The organism is Tuberibacillus calidus DSM 17572, from assembly GCF_000430685.1.
Lineage (GTDB): Bacteria > Bacillota > Bacilli > Bacillales > Sporolactobacillaceae > Tuberibacillus > Tuberibacillus calidus.
The window spans coordinates 22,548-38,633 of record NZ_AUMM01000011.1; the positions used below are offsets into that span (position 1 = coordinate 22,548).

Annotated in this window: 17 protein-coding genes; 6 read left to right on the top strand and 11 right to left on the bottom strand. The window is 45.7% G+C overall.

What is annotated here, in order from left to right; all coding sequences use genetic code 11:
- Positions 1-69 precede the first annotated feature (69 nt).
- Positions 70-1,305 (bottom strand): MFS transporter, encoded by a 1,236-nt coding sequence (locus tag H532_RS17790; protein WP_051263130.1) that lies wholly within the window; start codon positions 1,303-1,305, stop codon positions 70-72.
- 158 nt (positions 1,306-1,463) lie between these two features.
- Between H532_RS17790 and H532_RS0104210 the strand changes: the two genes are divergently transcribed.
- Complete coding sequence (locus H532_RS0104210) at positions 1,464-1,754, top strand: hypothetical protein (RefSeq protein ID WP_027724460.1); 291 nt, start codon at positions 1,464-1,466, stop codon at positions 1,752-1,754.
- A 183-nt stretch (positions 1,755-1,937) separates the two neighbouring features.
- Here the strand turns inward: H532_RS0104210 and dat are convergent, their stop codons facing one another.
- On the bottom strand, positions 1,938-2,771 hold the full coding sequence (dat, locus tag H532_RS0104215; protein ID WP_027724461.1) for a D-amino-acid transaminase: 834 nt from the start codon (positions 2,769-2,771) through the stop codon (positions 1,938-1,940).
- Positions 2,772-3,156: 385 nt separating this feature from the next.
- Here dat and H532_RS0104220 point away from each other — a divergent pair, with 385 nt between their 5' ends.
- Both H532_RS0104220 and H532_RS0104225 read left to right on the top strand, forming a co-directional pair.
- A complete protein-coding gene (locus tag H532_RS0104220) occupies positions 3,157-3,483 on the top strand; it encodes a hypothetical protein (protein ID WP_027724462.1) in 327 nt (108 codons plus the stop codon).
- Positions 3,484-3,518: 35 nt separating this feature from the next.
- A complete protein-coding gene (locus tag H532_RS0104225; RefSeq protein WP_027724463.1) occupies positions 3,519-3,767 on the top strand; it encodes a hypothetical protein in 249 nt (82 codons plus the stop codon).
- Positions 3,768-3,802: 35 nt separating this feature from the next.
- Here H532_RS0104225 and H532_RS17795 read toward each other — a convergent pair whose 3' ends face one another.
- From H532_RS17795 to H532_RS0104255, 6 genes are all read right to left on the bottom strand, one after another.
- Positions 3,803-4,657: an SGNH/GDSL hydrolase family protein gene (locus tag H532_RS17795; protein WP_051263131.1), complete on the bottom strand. Its 855-nt coding sequence runs from the start codon at positions 4,655-4,657 to the stop codon at positions 3,803-3,805.
- Entirely contained in the window at positions 4,650-4,964 is a 315-nt protein-coding gene (locus tag H532_RS0104235; protein ID WP_027724464.1) for a hypothetical protein, read from the bottom strand. Before H532_RS0104235 ends, H532_RS17795 begins: the two co-directional genes overlap by 8 nt.
- Before the next feature lie 116 nt (positions 4,965-5,080).
- Positions 5,081-5,203 (bottom strand): FbpB family small basic protein, encoded by a 123-nt coding sequence (locus H532_RS19800; protein WP_155994963.1) that lies wholly within the window; start codon positions 5,201-5,203, stop codon positions 5,081-5,083.
- A 93-nt stretch (positions 5,204-5,296) separates the two neighbouring features.
- Positions 5,297-5,851 carry a GNAT family N-acetyltransferase gene (locus H532_RS0104245; RefSeq protein ID WP_027724465.1) on the bottom strand — a complete coding sequence of 185 codons (555 nt, stop codon included), beginning with the start codon at positions 5,849-5,851 and terminating at the stop codon, positions 5,297-5,299.
- Positions 5,852-5,952: 101 nt separating this feature from the next.
- Positions 5,953-7,629, bottom strand: coding sequence for a thiamine pyrophosphate-dependent enzyme (locus H532_RS0104250; RefSeq protein WP_027724466.1), 1,677 nt, complete (start codon positions 7,627-7,629; stop codon positions 5,953-5,955).
- Between the two features lie 18 nt (positions 7,630-7,647).
- Positions 7,648-8,826 carry an aminotransferase class I/II-fold pyridoxal phosphate-dependent enzyme gene (locus tag H532_RS0104255; protein WP_027724467.1) on the bottom strand — a complete coding sequence of 393 codons (1,179 nt, stop codon included), beginning with the start codon at positions 8,824-8,826 and terminating at the stop codon, positions 7,648-7,650.
- Positions 8,827-9,199: 373 nt separating this feature from the next.
- Between H532_RS0104255 and H532_RS0104260 the strand changes: the two genes are divergently transcribed.
- From H532_RS0104260 to H532_RS0104270, 3 genes are all read left to right on the top strand, one after another.
- Complete coding sequence (locus tag H532_RS0104260) at positions 9,200-10,669, top strand: aldehyde dehydrogenase family protein (RefSeq protein ID WP_038111511.1); 1,470 nt, start codon at positions 9,200-9,202, stop codon at positions 10,667-10,669.
- Positions 10,670-10,725: 56 nt separating this feature from the next.
- Positions 10,726-11,883, top strand: a complete 1,158-nt coding sequence (locus tag H532_RS0104265; protein WP_027724469.1) for a saccharopine dehydrogenase family protein — start codon at positions 10,726-10,728, stop codon at positions 11,881-11,883.
- An 80-nt stretch (positions 11,884-11,963) separates the two neighbouring features.
- Positions 11,964-12,752, top strand: coding sequence for an IclR family transcriptional regulator (locus tag H532_RS0104270; RefSeq protein ID WP_027724470.1), 789 nt, complete (start codon positions 11,964-11,966; stop codon positions 12,750-12,752).
- Here H532_RS0104270 and H532_RS0104275 read toward each other — a convergent pair.
- From H532_RS0104275 to H532_RS0104285, 3 genes are all read right to left on the bottom strand, one after another.
- A complete protein-coding gene (locus H532_RS0104275; protein WP_027724471.1) occupies positions 12,722-13,030 on the bottom strand; it encodes a DUF5316 family protein in 309 nt (102 codons plus the stop codon). The genes H532_RS0104270 and H532_RS0104275 overlap by 31 nt on opposite strands.
- Before the next feature lie 387 nt (positions 13,031-13,417).
- The gene (locus H532_RS0104280) at positions 13,418-14,611 is read right to left on the bottom strand and encodes an acyl-CoA dehydrogenase family protein (RefSeq protein ID WP_027724472.1); all 1,194 of its coding nucleotides are present in this window, start codon (positions 14,609-14,611) and stop codon (positions 13,418-13,420) included.
- Between the two features lie 25 nt (positions 14,612-14,636).
- Entirely contained in the window at positions 14,637-15,824 is a 1,188-nt protein-coding gene (locus tag H532_RS0104285; RefSeq protein ID WP_027724473.1) for a CaiB/BaiF CoA transferase family protein, read from the bottom strand.
- Positions 15,825-16,086: the final 262 nt, after the last annotated feature.

The following is a 16,086-nucleotide window of genomic DNA, read 5'->3' on the forward strand; positions in this document are numbered from 1 at the left end:
TTTCTCAATCAGTATAAAAAAGAATAGCTAAAAGAGGCACCCCCTTAGCTATTCCTTCCCCATCTTTTCTTACTGTAAGACAAGCGGGCTGTTACCCGATTTCCCCTTCCCTCCCTTACGCTTTGGCTGAATGCCAAAAAAGACTACGATGACCGCAAAAAGGGCAAACAGCGTGGCCACACTGAACATGAGAAAGACGGAGCCTTTCATCATCCACGCAAAAAGCGGCGGACCTACGGCGACGCCAATATACCTCATACTGGAGTACAAACAAGTAATGGTTCCGCGGTTTTCTTTGGCAATGCCTTCAGTAATTAAGGCATCAAGGCATGGTAAAGCGACACCGATGCCAGTAGCACCCAAAAATAAATAAAAGAGAAAAAGGCGGATATTAGGTTCAAATGCCAGTAAGAATAGGGAAAGCGTCAAAAGCGCCATGCCGGAAAACGTCAGCCATTTCATTAAACGGCGGTCTTGGCCGATTTTTTTCCCTGTAATCAGGCTGGCTGCGGATAATGCAAATAATGGTATCGCAATCACGAAACCCTTTCGCACGCCATCAATGCCATATTCATTCTCCAGCTGTTCTGAGAAATAAAAAAGCGTTCCAAAAAGGATCAACATGATCATGCCACCCGTCAAAAATACCGAAAGCAGCCATTTGCCTTTTTCTTTAATGACTTGTAATGTGTCATGGATAAAAGCTCTAACCGGTATGGGCTCTTCTTCCGTCATGGGCACTTCGACGGATAACCCTACCATCACGATGGAAATGAGGCAAAGCAGCGGAATGGCTAAAAATGGCGCATACCAGACGATGACCGCAAGTGCGCTTCCAAGAATTGGGCTGAGCACCTTTCCTAAGGTGTTTGACGTTTCTAAAATACCCAAGGCATTGCTTACTTTTTGCTCGTTGTTGAACATATCACCGACAAGCGGGATGACGACAGGAAACGCCCCGGAAGCCCCAATCCCTTGCAATAGTCGGCCGACTAATATTAGGACATAAGAATCCCGAAAAAACATCGCTGCTAGGCCGGAGATGAGTCCACCGACCCCTGCGATGATGAGACTGGGTATGATCACTTTCTTTCGTCCGATCCGATCAGATAGATAACCGGCGATCGGAATAAAAAAAATAGCGACAACAGAAAACACCGTAATAATGAGACTGGACTGAAAAGGGCTGATATTTAAGACGTGTTCAATCGTTGTTAACACAGGGATTAACATGGAATTGCCGAGCGTCATAATTAAAGGAATCGATGCTAAAGAGAGAAGCGCCATCGTTTTCTTTTCTTCCATTACATCTTCCTCCAACAGGCAAGACGTTTACATTTAGTTTTTAATCGATAGCGTTCGTTTATACGGGGCTAGAGATTGATGTTTTTACCATTTCTCCCAAAAAGTCATTGTTTGTTTTTCCGTTAAAAATTCAAAAATAAAAGGAGAGGAGGTGCGGCATGGGACAATCAGACCAATTGCAATCGAAAAAAAAGCTAAAGCCGCTTCAAGAGACGCAGCAATTTTTGCAAGCGGCCCTCAAATCGGTCGTGCAAGCTCAAGCAATGGAAAACCAAATGGCGGTCAAGCAGACAGAAGAAAATATACAAAAGGCGCAACAAACCCTCTTATTAGCCCTTGAAAATGTCAAAAATCAAGAGGAACAAAAGTATGTGGAACATGCCCAGCAGCAGCTCATCGGAGCACAACAAAAATTGGAGCAAGCCAATCATATTGATGACCATCTATAAATGAGGCTGACTCATAAGGAGTCTGACGCCCACCGCGAATCCGTATATATAGCGGCTATTGATTTCACGACCACGCTATATATTGTTTTGGTGGTGTCTGGCTCCGGACCATTGAGTCAGCCTTCATTCAATTTCTTTTATTTACATAAAACGCACAACATCTAATCGGTGATGCTATGCGGTTTAGGATATGTGGCGCTCAAAAGCGTTTTGTAAGCTTCTCGTCCATTCGCCGACTTCACCATTCCCTACCGGTTCTCCATCTATCGAAACGACCGGCATCACTTCCTGGGTCGTACTGGTAATGATCACTTCGTCCGCATTTAAGAGATCGGCAATTTTAAACGCTTCTTCTTTTACCGGCATTTCTAAGTCAGCCATGAGACGCATGACAAAACGGCGGGTAATACCATTTAATATAAGATGGTTAGCCGGATGCGTTAACCAAGCGCCATCTTTTTTAATAAAGACGTTGGATGAACTCCCCTCTGTCACGATATCTCCGCGATGAAAAAGCGCTTCTCCGCAATCATTGTCTAACGCTTCTTGCTTCGCCAAAACGTTTCCTAATAAATTCAAGCTCTTTATATCACAACGCAACCAGCGAATATCATTCGTTAAATGCGCGCCGATCCCTTCTGCGAGGCTTTTTGTCGGACGTGGCATTTCGCGCGTATACGCCGTCACGACGCTTTTTGCCTCAGATGGAAAAGCATGGCTGCGCAACGCGTTGCCGCGCGTCACTTGAAGATAGATGATGCCATCAGTCACAGGATCTTTATCGAGGAGTTGTTGCAAAAGATGTTTGAAATCCTCCATCGGATAGGGCAATGCCAAGCGGATTTCATTTAGGCTCCGCTCAAGGCGCTCTAAATGTTCGTCCAGCTGAAACGGTTTTCCGTGATAGACGCGTATGACTTCATAAACACCGTCACCAAATTGATAACCGCGATCTTCAATATCGATTTGAACCTCTTCTCTTTTTACAATGCGATCATTCCATAAAATCAATGTCATTCCCCCTCAGCTAGGTCGTTCCGTAAACAGGCTCGATATTTTTTACGCTCTCATTTTACCATGTTTTTTTATAAGGGGAATCACTTTTTTAAATATTAAAAGATATATGGATTAATAGCTTGCTTGAAAGCCGTTCCTTTCGGTTGAGGTGGGTTCCAAATAAAAGGACGTGATGGGGACGGTGCAAGACTTTTCAGTTTTCGACAAATTCTCACCTAAATAGTGATAGCTTTTCACCACTTTCGTTCTTAAAAACGGATGACAAGGGGGTATTTTTTATATTATTGGTATCTATTTCCGGATTTTTTATTTACTTCTTTTATAAGTATTTCATGTATACTGAAAAAGTATTTTTATAAAAAGATTTTATTGGGGGGAGATTTCGATGAAAAAAGCCTTTAAAGGGCTTTCCGCTCTTTTCATGGCACTTGTACTGGTTTTAGCCGTTACGGCATGCAGCAACAACACAGAGAAAAAAGATGAGAACAAAACGGAAACCAGTAAAAACAAAGAAGAAAAAGTGGATAAAACAGCATTGGGCGGCGACCTTAGCACGTTTGCTTACGATATTCAAGTGGCGATTTCTAATGCCGATGCACCATTTGGTACGCTAGGGTCATATGCTGAAGCAGAGGGTGACGCTTATAATGCTCAAGACGTTAAAGATGCCGCTTCCCAAGTGCAAACGCTGCTTCTGCCTTTGACAACTTAACGGTCCCGGATTCACTGAAAGATTACAAAGATAAATTGGATCAAGCCATCAGTGATTTGAAAGATGCGTTTGCCAAGCGCGCTGATGCGGCAAAAGCAAACGGCATTGACTCCGTTAAAGATGGCGCTGCATTAGCGAAAGCAGTCGATGCAGTTTCTAAAGACAGTGCGTCCAAAACGGCCTTCGATAAATTCCAAACCGAATATAATGAAGTGGCTAAAGACCTTGGGTTGGAAAATATGGATTTCAGCAAGGCCCTTGAGTTGCCGTTTGCGGCTGAATAAGGGTACATAAAAACGTGCGGACATTCCGCACGTTTTTATTTTTTCGTATATTGTGGTGCCGGACGCCCTTCCGTGACATATTCCAAAAGGCGTTTGGACATCTGAGCATAGCCTTCTTTGTTAGGATGGAAATGGTCGTCATATAGCCATTCATCAGTATGATTTTGAAAAAGGTCAGCCGTCGGTATGAATACTGTATGGGGATATTTCTCTAAAATGCGTTCGCTTGACTGATTCCATTCACTTAAAATCGCCGTAAATTGCGCATCGAGGCCCGGAAGCAAATCCTCAAAAGGGTTATAAAGACCTAGGTAGTAAATGGTTGCTTTGGGATTCAGTTCATGAATGATCCGTAAAATTTCATTAAAATTCTGTTCAAAAACTTGCCTGCGTTTATCAAAATCCTTCTTACTTAAATGAAGAAAATTTTCCTTAATCACACCGACCAAATCATTGCCGCCAATCGTCATAAATATGAGATCCGCGCTTTTTATACTTTGTTCGACCTTTTCCTTTTTCAAAACGTTGAGTAAATCTAAAGTTGTATCACCTTTTACGCCATAGTCCTTAAAATGAACGCCAGAAGTTGTATCCGATTGTTGAAGTTGTTGCACGGTCATGCCGGCATAACCCAAATCATTGGGATCGCCGACACCGGCTGTCAATGAATCTCCTAAACCTATGATATTTAAAGATGTGGCCATCGGCCTGAGTGATGTTTTCATAGTTTCATAGGTAATGGCTGTAGGATCTTCAGATGCCGCGGGGCGCTGTAACCAATAAAAGGTGCCGGCACCAAGCATGATGAAGGCTAGTAAGCCGATGAATAAAGAAATTCCTTTTTTACTTGCCTCTCTTTTCACGCGTCCGCGCGTATTTAAGTTAGTCATCGTGATCCTCCAAACGAAATCTTTTCAGATCTTCACTCTGCCCTTCTGCCAACAATACCTTTATTTGGGTTTCACCCATCAAGTCATAATGGGGATAGGGGCTTCGGCGATCAATCCATTTCGCTTTTAAGCCATACTTTTCGCCCCAACGCTTCAGTTTGTCGAGATCAGAGCACCCTGCTTTAGTCACTGTTTTATATTGAGGAAAGCGAGGGTCGTGCCAAAAATGCGTAATCAAGGCTACTTCTCCTGACGCCACTTTTTGCTTCCAAAGTGTGAGTTCCTCTCTTTTTATTCCAAAGGCCATTCCTCTCACAACTCTCTAGAAATCTTACTTTCATATTAACATATTTTGACTTCGAGATTTATTTAATAAATATGGAAAAACATCGAAACAACGGTCTTCTACCGTTGTTTCGATGTTTAATTTTTATTTGTATGCTTTTTCTCGATTTTAGCATCAATCTTTTCAAGCGCAAGATGATCTTTTAAAATTTCTGACTTATTTTTTGTCATTAATTCTTTAAAGGAAAGGCGCTTTCGCATGTCAATCACCTCTTTCCAAATATTATTATACATGACATTATTAACGACTTTTCATGTAATTATTACAAAAGTATGAATTTTATTCGATTATCGTCATCTTTTCAAACGCCATTCGCTCCGCAAGAGACGATAAACGTTGACGTCTACCCAAGTGTCTCCCCACCGCTCCCATTGCTTGAGACAGCCCTCGAATGTGAAAGGACTTTTTTCCATTAATGCATTCGCTGCCTTATTTAGCGTGGCGATTTTAGCGGTGAGTCGGTTGAGCTTAAGCGTCGCAAATCCGAAATCAACGAGTTGCCTCATGCCTTCTTCGGCAAGACCGCGGTGACGAAACGGTTTCATTAATTCACCGCCAATCTCCGCTTTTTTATGGACGTAATCAATGCTATGAAAGCCGCATGATCCGATAAAACGCCTGTCCTCACGTAACTCAACGGCCCAGCGAATTTGCGGTATGCCTGGATAATAAACGGAATAGATTTGAATAAAATCGATGGCTTCACGCCAATCTTTCAGTATTTCCCCGCCGTCAAAACGCATTGTCTCCGGATCAGAGAATAATTGGTAGACACTCGCCACGTCTGTATACTGAAAAGGGCGAAACAACAGGTGTTCCGATTGCATCACCGGAAACGGTATGTGCATCATCATCCCCCCATCTAATATCAGAATATTTTATTGATAAAAAAACGGAACCCTTTCCCAAAAGAATGGGAAAGGATTCCAATGGCCAATTTCAAAACCTTTTACAAACGCTTCTTTAATTCGCTTAAGGTACTGCCAACGGAGATGATCTCAGGATCCGTTTTTATGTCAATTAAAAAGGGGCCGTCAGATCGCTTTGTCAACGCCAGCCGGAGCGCTTTTCTTAAATCATCGACAGTCTGAACGCGCATGCTTTCAGCATTCATGGCTCGGGCAACGGCGGCAAAATCGACCGAACCTAAATCAGTGGCAATGACGCGGTTCGGAAACATTTTTTCTTGGTGCATGCGAATCGTGCCATACATGGCATTATTAAATACCAAGGCCATGACGGATAGTCTTTCCCGTACAGCTGTCTCCAACTCTTGCATGGTCATCATAAAACCACCGTCTCCGGATAATGAGACGACAACCCTGTTTGGTTGAGCCATTTTCACGCCCAAAGCGGCCGGAAAACCATAACCCATCGCACCTGATGTGGGGCCGACATAGGTTTTCTTTTCTGTAAAAGGGTAATAGGCATGGAGCCATCCGGCAAAGTTCCCGGCATCATTCGTGATGATCGCATCTTTTGGCAGTTCTTCTATGAGCGCTTGGATTACAGCCTTCGGATGCAATCCCTCTTGAAGCTCCGTTGTCCCTCCCCAATCAAGGGTCGACGCCTGCACATAAACTTTCCGCCTTTCCTCTCGCCATTGGGTAAAACGGGACGGGTCGATCCAGCCTTGCGCTTGATTTTGTAAAGCCAATAGCGCTCGCCGACAATCGGAAATAATCCCGAGATCCGGCACAACGGCTTTTCCAACAACGGACGCGTCGCAGTCAATATGGATGATTTGTTGATTTGCTGAAAAAAGCGCGTAATCTTGGGTCGTCACCTCGGATAACCGCGAGCCCAAAACCAAAACGACATCGGCGCTTTTGGCCGTTTCCACGATGCCCTTGGCCGGAGCAAGCCCGAGATGGCCGACGTAATGAGGATGGTGATTTGGAAACACATCATGCCTCCTGAAACTCGCCATCACTGGGATACCCGTGTTTTCGGAAAAGCGCAAAAGGTCATCTTCGGCATCCGCCCATTTGATGCCGCCTCCTGCAAGTATCAGAGGGCGCTCGGCGTTTGCCAAAAGCCGGACCGCTTCACCTATGCTCTCATCATCGGGATGAGGTTTGCTGAGCCTTAGAGGGTCCGAAAAACGAACCGTGACCTCTTTATTCAGGACGTCTTCCGGAAAAGCGACAACGACGGGCCCGGGGCGTCCGGTAACCGCGAGTCTCACCGCACGTTGTACGATTTCTGGAATTCTTTCTGCAGAAGACACTTCCACAGCCCATTTAGCGATCGGCGCAAAAAAGCGTTCCAGATCCGTCTCTTGAAATCCTTCGCGGCCGCGGAACCGGCTATCCACTTGCCCAAGAAACACGATCATCGGTGTTGAATCTTGTTGAGCGGTATGGACACCGATGCTCAGATTAGCGGCCCCGACCGCTCGGGTCGCCATGACGACGGCCGGTTTTCCGATTGCTTTGGCGTAACCTTCCGCCATAAATGCCGCGCCGCTTTCGTGACGGGTAGCGGTCAGCCGAATGGTTGGATGCTCATAAAGCGCATCCATGATTGGCAAATAACTCTCTCCCGGTACACAAAAAGCTTGTGTAATCCCTTCGATTTCGAGGCAGCGAACAATGGCTTGAGCAGCCGTTAACTTTTGCATCATTTTATCCCCTCGCCTTTCTTACTCTGTTTTTCCGGGCATCAACGTGCGTATGCGGTTTGCTGCCTCAATCAGCCGGCTGTCGGGTACGGAAAGTGAAATTCGGAAATACCCTTCCCCGCCCGGTCCGAAAGCATTACCTGGTGTCATGATCACCCCGGTTTGGACCATCACTTTTTCACAAAATCCGGCAGATGTTTCCCCGTCCGGAACACGGGCCCATAAAAAAATGCTGCCTTTAGGTTTGTTCACCTGTATACCGACGGACCGAAGCGCTTCCACCAGCACATCAGCCCTTTTTTCGTAGATGGCATTGCGCTCGTCCAGAAAACTGAGATCGCTGTTCAATGCCCGAGCCGCCGCTTTTTGAATCGGCAAGAATTGACTGGTATCGAGATTACTTTTCAACGTCGACAATAACCGAATGATTTTGGCGTTACCGACTAAATAGCCGATGCGCCACCCTGTCATATTAAAACCTTTGGATAGGGAGCCAAATTCGACGACCGATTCCTTAGCGCCTTTCACTTGTAAAATGCTCGGTGCCCGGTAACCGCCAAACGTCACCAACTGATAAGCGGCGTCATGCGCGAGCCAAATCCCATGTGTTTTGAAAAAGGAAACGGCTGCTTCAAAAAAATCAAGATCAGCCACTGCCCCTGTCGGATTCCCTGGATAATTTAAAATTGCAAGCTTTGTCTTTCTTAAAACCTCCTTGGGAATTGCATCAAAAATCGGACGAAAGCCATGATCCTCCGGCATCGGCATGCGATAAAGGCCGCAACCCGCAATATATGTAGCCATCGAATAAACGGGATAACTCGGATCGGGTATCAAGATGAGATCTTCCGGGTCAGCCATCGCTTGGACGAGATGAGCTATGCCTTCCTTTGACCCGATTAAGGCGAGCACTTCGGTTTCGGGATCTAAATCAACGTCATACACTCGCTTATAAAACGAGGCGACTGCTTCTCGAAATGCCAAGCACCCGTTAAACGGCGAATAACGCATATTTTGTTGATCTTCCAATTCACTGACCAACTGTTCCTTAATGAAGTCGGGTGTTGGCAAGTCCGGATCACCGATGCCAAGATCGATAATATCCACTCCCCTGTCAAGCAATTCCTTTTTGCGCCGATTTAAGTTTGAAAATAAATATGGAGGTAAGGCGCGCATATGGGTAGCCGCTGGTTCCTTCATATTCTCCCCTCGCGTTTCATTATTTGGAATAATGTTCCGAATATTGATTCTATAGCCAATTATATTTTAATTCATTTTACTTGTAAAGATGACTCGGCTCTCGCAGCTTTGGCCAATACAGACCTGAGTGATCCTTATGCTTGCCTGAAAAACTGTATGCTTACCTATAACGGTTTTCTTTATAATTATCGCTAAAATAGTACAAACGTTGTTTATTTTTTGAATAAACTGTTGAAGGAAGCTTAAATTCATTTTATAATGAAAGTGCATTCCATTTAACGTTTTACAATATGAAACGGAATGCGATGTAAGCGGTTACGCCATACAAAAAGGAGGGGTTAAATTGCCATCAACAACAACACAAGTCACCTATATGAACTACATAAACGGTGAGTGGAAACCCGCACGGGACGGGAAAACGTTGCCAAACGTGAATCCGGCGAACGGAGACATTCTCGGCTATGTCACGGTCTCTTCACCTATTGAAGTGGATGAGGCTGCCCGAGCAGCTAAAGCCGCGCAAAAAGCGTGGGCGAAAGTACCGGCTCCGAAACGAGGCGAGTTTTTGTATCGCATCGGTGAAAAGCTGCGTGAGCGCAAAGAGAATCTTGCCCGCCTCTTGACAAAAGAAATGGGCAAAGTCATTGAAGAAGCTCGCGGTGAAGTCCAGGAAGCGATCGATATGGCCTATTTCATGGGCGGGGAAGGCCGAAGGCTTGCTGGGCAAACCGTTCCATCTGAATTGCCGGACAAACACGCCATGAGCATACGCATGCCCGTTGGTGTTGCTGGACTCATCACCCCCTGGAATTTTCCCATTGCGATCGCCAGTTGGAAGATCTTCCCTGCCCTCGTTGGCGGTAACACCGTCGTCTGGAAACCAGCAACGGATACGCCAGCATTAGCCTACGAATTTGTCAAGATTTTCGAAGAGGTTGGTTTACCGAAAGGTGTTGTCAATCTCGTTTATGGCTCTGGCGGCACGGTCGGAACGGCCATTGTCGACCACCCTGACATCGACATCGTTTCTTTTACGGGATCAACGGAAGTTGGTAGTGAAATCAACGGACGGGCTGGCCGTTTATTAAAACGCGTTTCCCTTGAAATGGGTGGTAAAAACGCCATTATCGTCATGGATGATGCCAATCTAGATTTGGCGGTTGACGGTATTATTTGGAGTGCTTTTGGTACGGCTGGTCAGCGCTGTACAGCGACAAGCCGCGTGATCGTTCATCGCAAAGTCAAATCGCTGTTAGAGGAAAAACTCTTAAGGCGAATCGAAACATTAAAACTCGGTGACGGGTTGGATGAGAGCGTGGATGTCGGACCGGTCGTTAATGCCAAAGCGCTCGAACAAATCCACGCTTATATGAAAGTGGCAGAGGATGATGGTGCCGTTAAACTATGCGGTGGCCATATAGCCAAGGAAGGGGAGCTAGCAAAAGGTTATTATTTCGAGCCGACCGTGTTTACCGATGTCACTCGTGATATGCGCATTGCCAAAGAGGAAATTTTTGGCCCAGTCTTATCGATCATTCCCGTTGACAGCTTAGAGGAAGCGATTGAAATCAATAATGAAGTGAATTACGGGCTTTCAAGTGCCATATACACCAATGATACAAGAAACACCTTTATCGCGATGCGCGATTTAGACACGGGGATTGTCTATATCAACGCCGGAACGACGGGCGCCGAAATTCACTTGCCGTTCGGCGGGACGAAGGCGACTGGAAACGGGCATAGGGATTCAGGAATTGCTGCACTTGACGTGTTTACCGAATGGAAGAGCGTCTATGTCGACTATAGCGGCAAATTACAAAGAGCCCAAATCGATAACAACTAACCAAATGAGTCGTTTCCCCTTTTAAGATAATAGAAAGAAAAAGGAGTGGATGATCAATGAAAGTTGCCGTATTAGGTGCCGGTCTCATGGGGAAAGAGGCCGCTCGGGACCTTGCCGCCTCACAAGGTGTGACGCAAGTTGTCATCGCTGACGTCGATATCACAAAAGCTGAGGAGGTTTGTCGAAAGCTTTCAAGTGACAAACTGAGCGCCGCCTATCTTGATGCGACAAATGATAACCAGTTAGCCGATTTTATGAAAGATTTTGATGTGGTCGTTAATGCCTTATTTTATACCTTTAACGAAAAGGTCGCGCGAACGGCCATTGCTTGCGGCGTTCATTCTGTAGACCTCGGTGGCCACATCGGGCATGTTACCGAAAAGGTTTTAGCGATGCATGATGATGCGGTGAAAGCCGGTGTAACGCTCATTCCCGACCTTGGTGTTGCGCCAGGGATGATTAACATTTTATCTGGACACGGTGTCAATCAACTCGACCAAGCCGACTCGATTAAAATCATGGTTGGTGGCATTCCCGTTCGTCCAGAACCGCCGTTCGGATACAACCATGTGTTCTCAATGGAAGGCGTTTTCGATCATTATACCGACCCGTCACTCGTTATTCGTGACGGAAAGAAAATGGAAGTGCCTTCTCTTTCCGAAATCGAAACCGTTTATTTTGAAAAATTTGGTCCTTTAGAGGCGTTTCATACGGCTGGCGGCACATCCACCCTGTCACTCTCATACCCTAATCTGAAAAACTTAGAATATAAAACCATTCGCTATCCAGGCCATGCGGAAAAATTTCAGCTGCTTGTCGATCTCGGCCTGACAAAGCGGGGGCATGTCGTTGAAGTGGACGGTCAAAAAGTTGATGTGCGCAAAACCATGTTAAAAGTGCTTGACCCCATCGTTGACTTGAAGGATAAGGACGATGTTGTTCTCCTACGCGTCTCTGTTTCCGGAACGAAGGATGGGCAACCGAAAACTTATGAGTACGAAATGATCACCTATAATGACAAAACGAATCGTGTGACAGCGATGGCAAGGTCAACGGCTTATACCATTTCAGTCGTGGCCCAAATGATCGCTTCTGGGGTCATTACTAAAAGAGGCGTTTACGCACCAGAAACGATCGTACCCGGAGAAGTCTATATTCAAGAAATGGCCAAACGCGGTGTCATCATTAAAGAAACAGAAAAAGCCGCGGTGTAAACGGCTGAACGACTGGCGAGGCCGATCGGTGAAGTCCGCCTCGCCCTTCTTTCAAACCCAATGGATGGGGTGACCCGCTGATGAATCAGAGTATTTTAAAGGCCTTTGACATTCTTGACTTATTTACCGAAAAAGAGACGGAATGGAGTCTTGTCGAGATTTCCAAACGATTGCACATGCCAAAGCCAACGGTCTATCGGATTTTACAAACGTTGGAATCAAGAGGTTATGTTAAAAAAGAAAAATATTCGGAATACGACATCCGCTACCGATTAGGTTTAAAACTATTGGAATTAGGAAATCTAGCGGCCGAGCAATTGGAATTGCGGAAAATCGCCCTCCCCTATATGAAAAGCCTGCGCGATGAAATTGATGAAGTCATCCACCTTGTGATCCTTGATGGCGATGAAGCGATTTACATCGAAAAAGTTGAAGGGTTAAAAGCGCTCCGCCTCGTCACACGCATTGGTAAGCGGGAACCGCTTCACGTCGGTTCCGGCCCGAAGCTTTTGCTAAGCTTCCAATCCGATGCGTTTATTAACCGCTATATTGATGGGATGTCAGCGAATACCATCAATAAAAGAGGGATTTGGCATAAGCGTGACCTACTGGAAGAAATTGAGGAAATTCGTCAAAACGGGTATTCTGTGAGCATTGGCGAACAAGATCCTGATACCATCGGCGTCTCCTACCCGATCTTTGATTATACTGGCCATCTCGCCGCAGCCCTTGCCGTTAGCGGACCGGCGATTCGCTTCTTTGGCGAACGCGGTCAAATGATTCAAGAAAAAACGCAGCAAACGGCCGAACAAATCTCAAAGGCGCTCGGTTGGACGCTTTATACTTCCAACAATGGACAAGGAAAATAAAAGAGGACTAACGATCCGAGCATATTCGGGGCAGCGAATAATAATGTTCGAATCGTCCACTTGATTTTCTTTTTTTTGATTAGATGGGGTTCCATATTTTCTGTGCGATCGACGCTCTGGTCATTGATGAACGCCAGTGAGAACGTGCCGGAAAGGATCAAACAGACAAGTCCAAGCCCCATGGAAAAAGATTGGGCCATCCGAAAGTCTCCCGCCAAAACAGCTCCAATCAAAATCGTCAAGAAAATAATAATGCCATAACCCAATGCCTTTAACACCGAAAGTCCCTCCGTCATGATCCGACTATTACATAAAAAATCCTGATTTAGTATATTTTAAGCTTCGTGCTCATAAACATTTTTTCATTTCCATGATAAGCGCTTGCAAAATCGCTTCAAAGTTTTCGTTTATAAACGATCACTTATAACGGTTTCATTTATTTTTATTTTAACGCAACGGCTTCGTAAAATAACAAAATTTATACGAAACTCTATCCTTTTTCAGGCTAGCATGGATAACTAAGGCCCTGCCACCGCAAAAATCTTGCGCTGGCTTTTTAACTGGGCCGGAATAAGTGTAACTAAGGCTCTGCCAGCGCCTTAATAGGTTTGGCAAAGCCTAGTTTTCTATAACAGAGCCTTGTTTTCTTCAAGCCACTGAGTGACTCATCCTTCAAAGGGCCACGGCGGTAAGGTTTTACGTAAAGGCTTATCCTTGCGATACCCGAGCACGTAATCGGCTTGCATTAGCGTATGAATTTCCCGGGTGCCTTCATAAATGACAGGAGCTTTCGAGTTGCGCAAATGGCGTTCAACAGGATACTCGTTGGAGAATCCATAGGCCCCGTGAATTTGCACCGCATCGTTAGCAACTTCATTGGCAAAATTACAAGCTTGCCATTTGGCGAGCGACGTCTCGCGCGTGTTGCGCTTCCCTTTGTTTTTTAATTCTCCGGCTCGATAGACGAGGAGTCTTGCCATGACAAGTTTCGCTTCCATGTTGGCAATCATTTGTTTGACCAATTGATGATGGCCGATTTCTTCTCCGAATGTTTTCCGTTCATGACAGTACTTCACGCATGCTTCTAAACAGGCATTGATAATACCGCATGCGCCGGCGGCAACCGTAAAGCGGCCGTTATCCAATGCCGACATGGCAATCTTAAAGCCTTCCCCTTCTTCACCGAGCAGATTTTCTTTCGGAACGCGGACGTTATCAAAAAACAGTTGTCCGGTATTGCCGGCGCGAATACCGAGCTTCCCTTTAATGGCTTTGGAGGAAAACCCGGGCATCGTCCGCTCAACGATAAAGGCGGAGATGCCATTATGCCCTTTTTCTTTATCCGTGTAGGCAAACACAATAAAGTGATCAGCGAGATCACATAAAGAAATCCACGTCTTCTCTCCGTTTAAGATATAGTCATCGCCGTCTTTGACAGCGGTTGTGCGAATCGCCTTCACATCACTGCCGGCATTCGGTTCGGTCAGCCCGAAAGCACCAAGTTTTAACCCTTTTGCCTGCGGAACCAAATACTTTTGCTTCTGTTCCTCTGTCCCCCACTGCAAAAGCGTGAGGCTGTTTAATCCGGTATGTACAGAAACGGCTGTTCGAAACGCCGTATCCCCTCTTTCCAACTCTTCACAGACAATGGCGAGAGCATTATAGTCCATGCCACTGCCGCCGTATTTTTCAGGGATACAGACGCCCATCAGATTCAATTCAGCCAGTCTTTTATAAATTTGCGGATCACTGTACCCGCGCTCATCCCATTCCTTAATGTACGGGATGATTTCTTTATCGACAAATTGCCGGACCGTTTTCCTTAACAGTTCTTGTTCGGCGGATAATTCGAAGTCCATGATCATTCCCCCATCTATTCGTTATTTAGATAATGCCTGAATTCTGCCAATCCGCGATTTGTTTGGACGTAAACCCATATTCCTTTAAAATTTCTTCTGTGTGTTCGCCAGCAAGCGGCGGATGGCGTTCGTAGACGACCGGTGTTTTCGAGAATTTAATTGGGCTTGCCACTAACGAGAGGGGCCCGGCTGTTGGATGGGTGAGTTCGGTGACCATCTCCCTCGCTTTGACTTGCGGGTCAGAAAACACTTGATCGACTGTTTGGATGGGACCGGCAGGAATTCCTGCCTGCATGAAAAGTGCCGTCCAATCGTTAACGGATTTCGCACGCAATGCCTCGTTAATAGCCGATTCAAGTTCATCAATATGTTCTAACCGTTTCGGATTCGTTTCGAAACGGGGGTCATCCGCTAAGTACGGGGCGCCGATGATATGGCACAGCTGGCGGAATTGCCGGTCATTGCCTACTGCAATTGCCATCTCGCCGTCACGGGCTTTGTACGTCTGATACGGAACGATGTTGGGATGACGGTTGCCTAGCCTTCGCGGGGGGTTTTTCGAGACTAAATAGTTGCTCGCCACATTCACAAGGGCGCTCACCGCACAGTCATATAAGGCTAAATCGATTTCCTGTCCTGTCCCGGAGCGGTCGCGCTCAATCAGTGCCGCTTGAATGGCTAAAGCCGCATAAAGACCTGTCAATACATCCGTAATCGCCACTCCGACCTTATGCGGAGCACCATCAACAGGTCCGGTAATGCTCATGAATCCGCTCATTGCTTGAATGACAAAATCATAACCTGGCATGCTACTGTAGGGACCCGTTTTCCCAAAACCGCTAATGCCACAATAGATGAGGCGTTGATTCATCGTTTTTAAACGATCGAAATGAAGATCCCATTTTTCCATCGTACCCGGTTTAAAATTATGTACCAATACATCGGCATCACGAACTAGGGTTTTTAAAATCCCTCTGCCCTCTTCTGTTTTGAGGTTTAGCGTCAGGGCGCGTTTATTTCGGTTAGCGCTAAAATAGTAAGCGCTTTCTCCGCCGGCAAACGGCGGACCCCAAGCGCGCGTATCATCGCTTCCACCAGGTGCTTCAATTTTAATGATGTCCGCCCCTAAATCACCGAGGATCATGGTGCAAAAAGGACCGGCCAATACTCTCGAACAATCAATGACTTTAATCCCTTCTAACGCCTTTGCCATGCCATACCTCCTTTGTAAGCGGTTGAAGAAAAATGAAATCCACCACAATCCCCATGTCGATATGTATGCCTATCCCTTGGCATTTATCCGAGGCAATTGGGCGGGCTAAAGCGAACGGATGGAAATGATGGTTCTTTATTGAATTTTGTAAATATTATAATCATCTTTTGCTTTTTTGTCAAGTTCGCGCATGTCCTTCCTTGGGTATGCATATTTTAGTTTTATAGTTTATTCGGTATAATGAGAGTTGATATTTTACTTT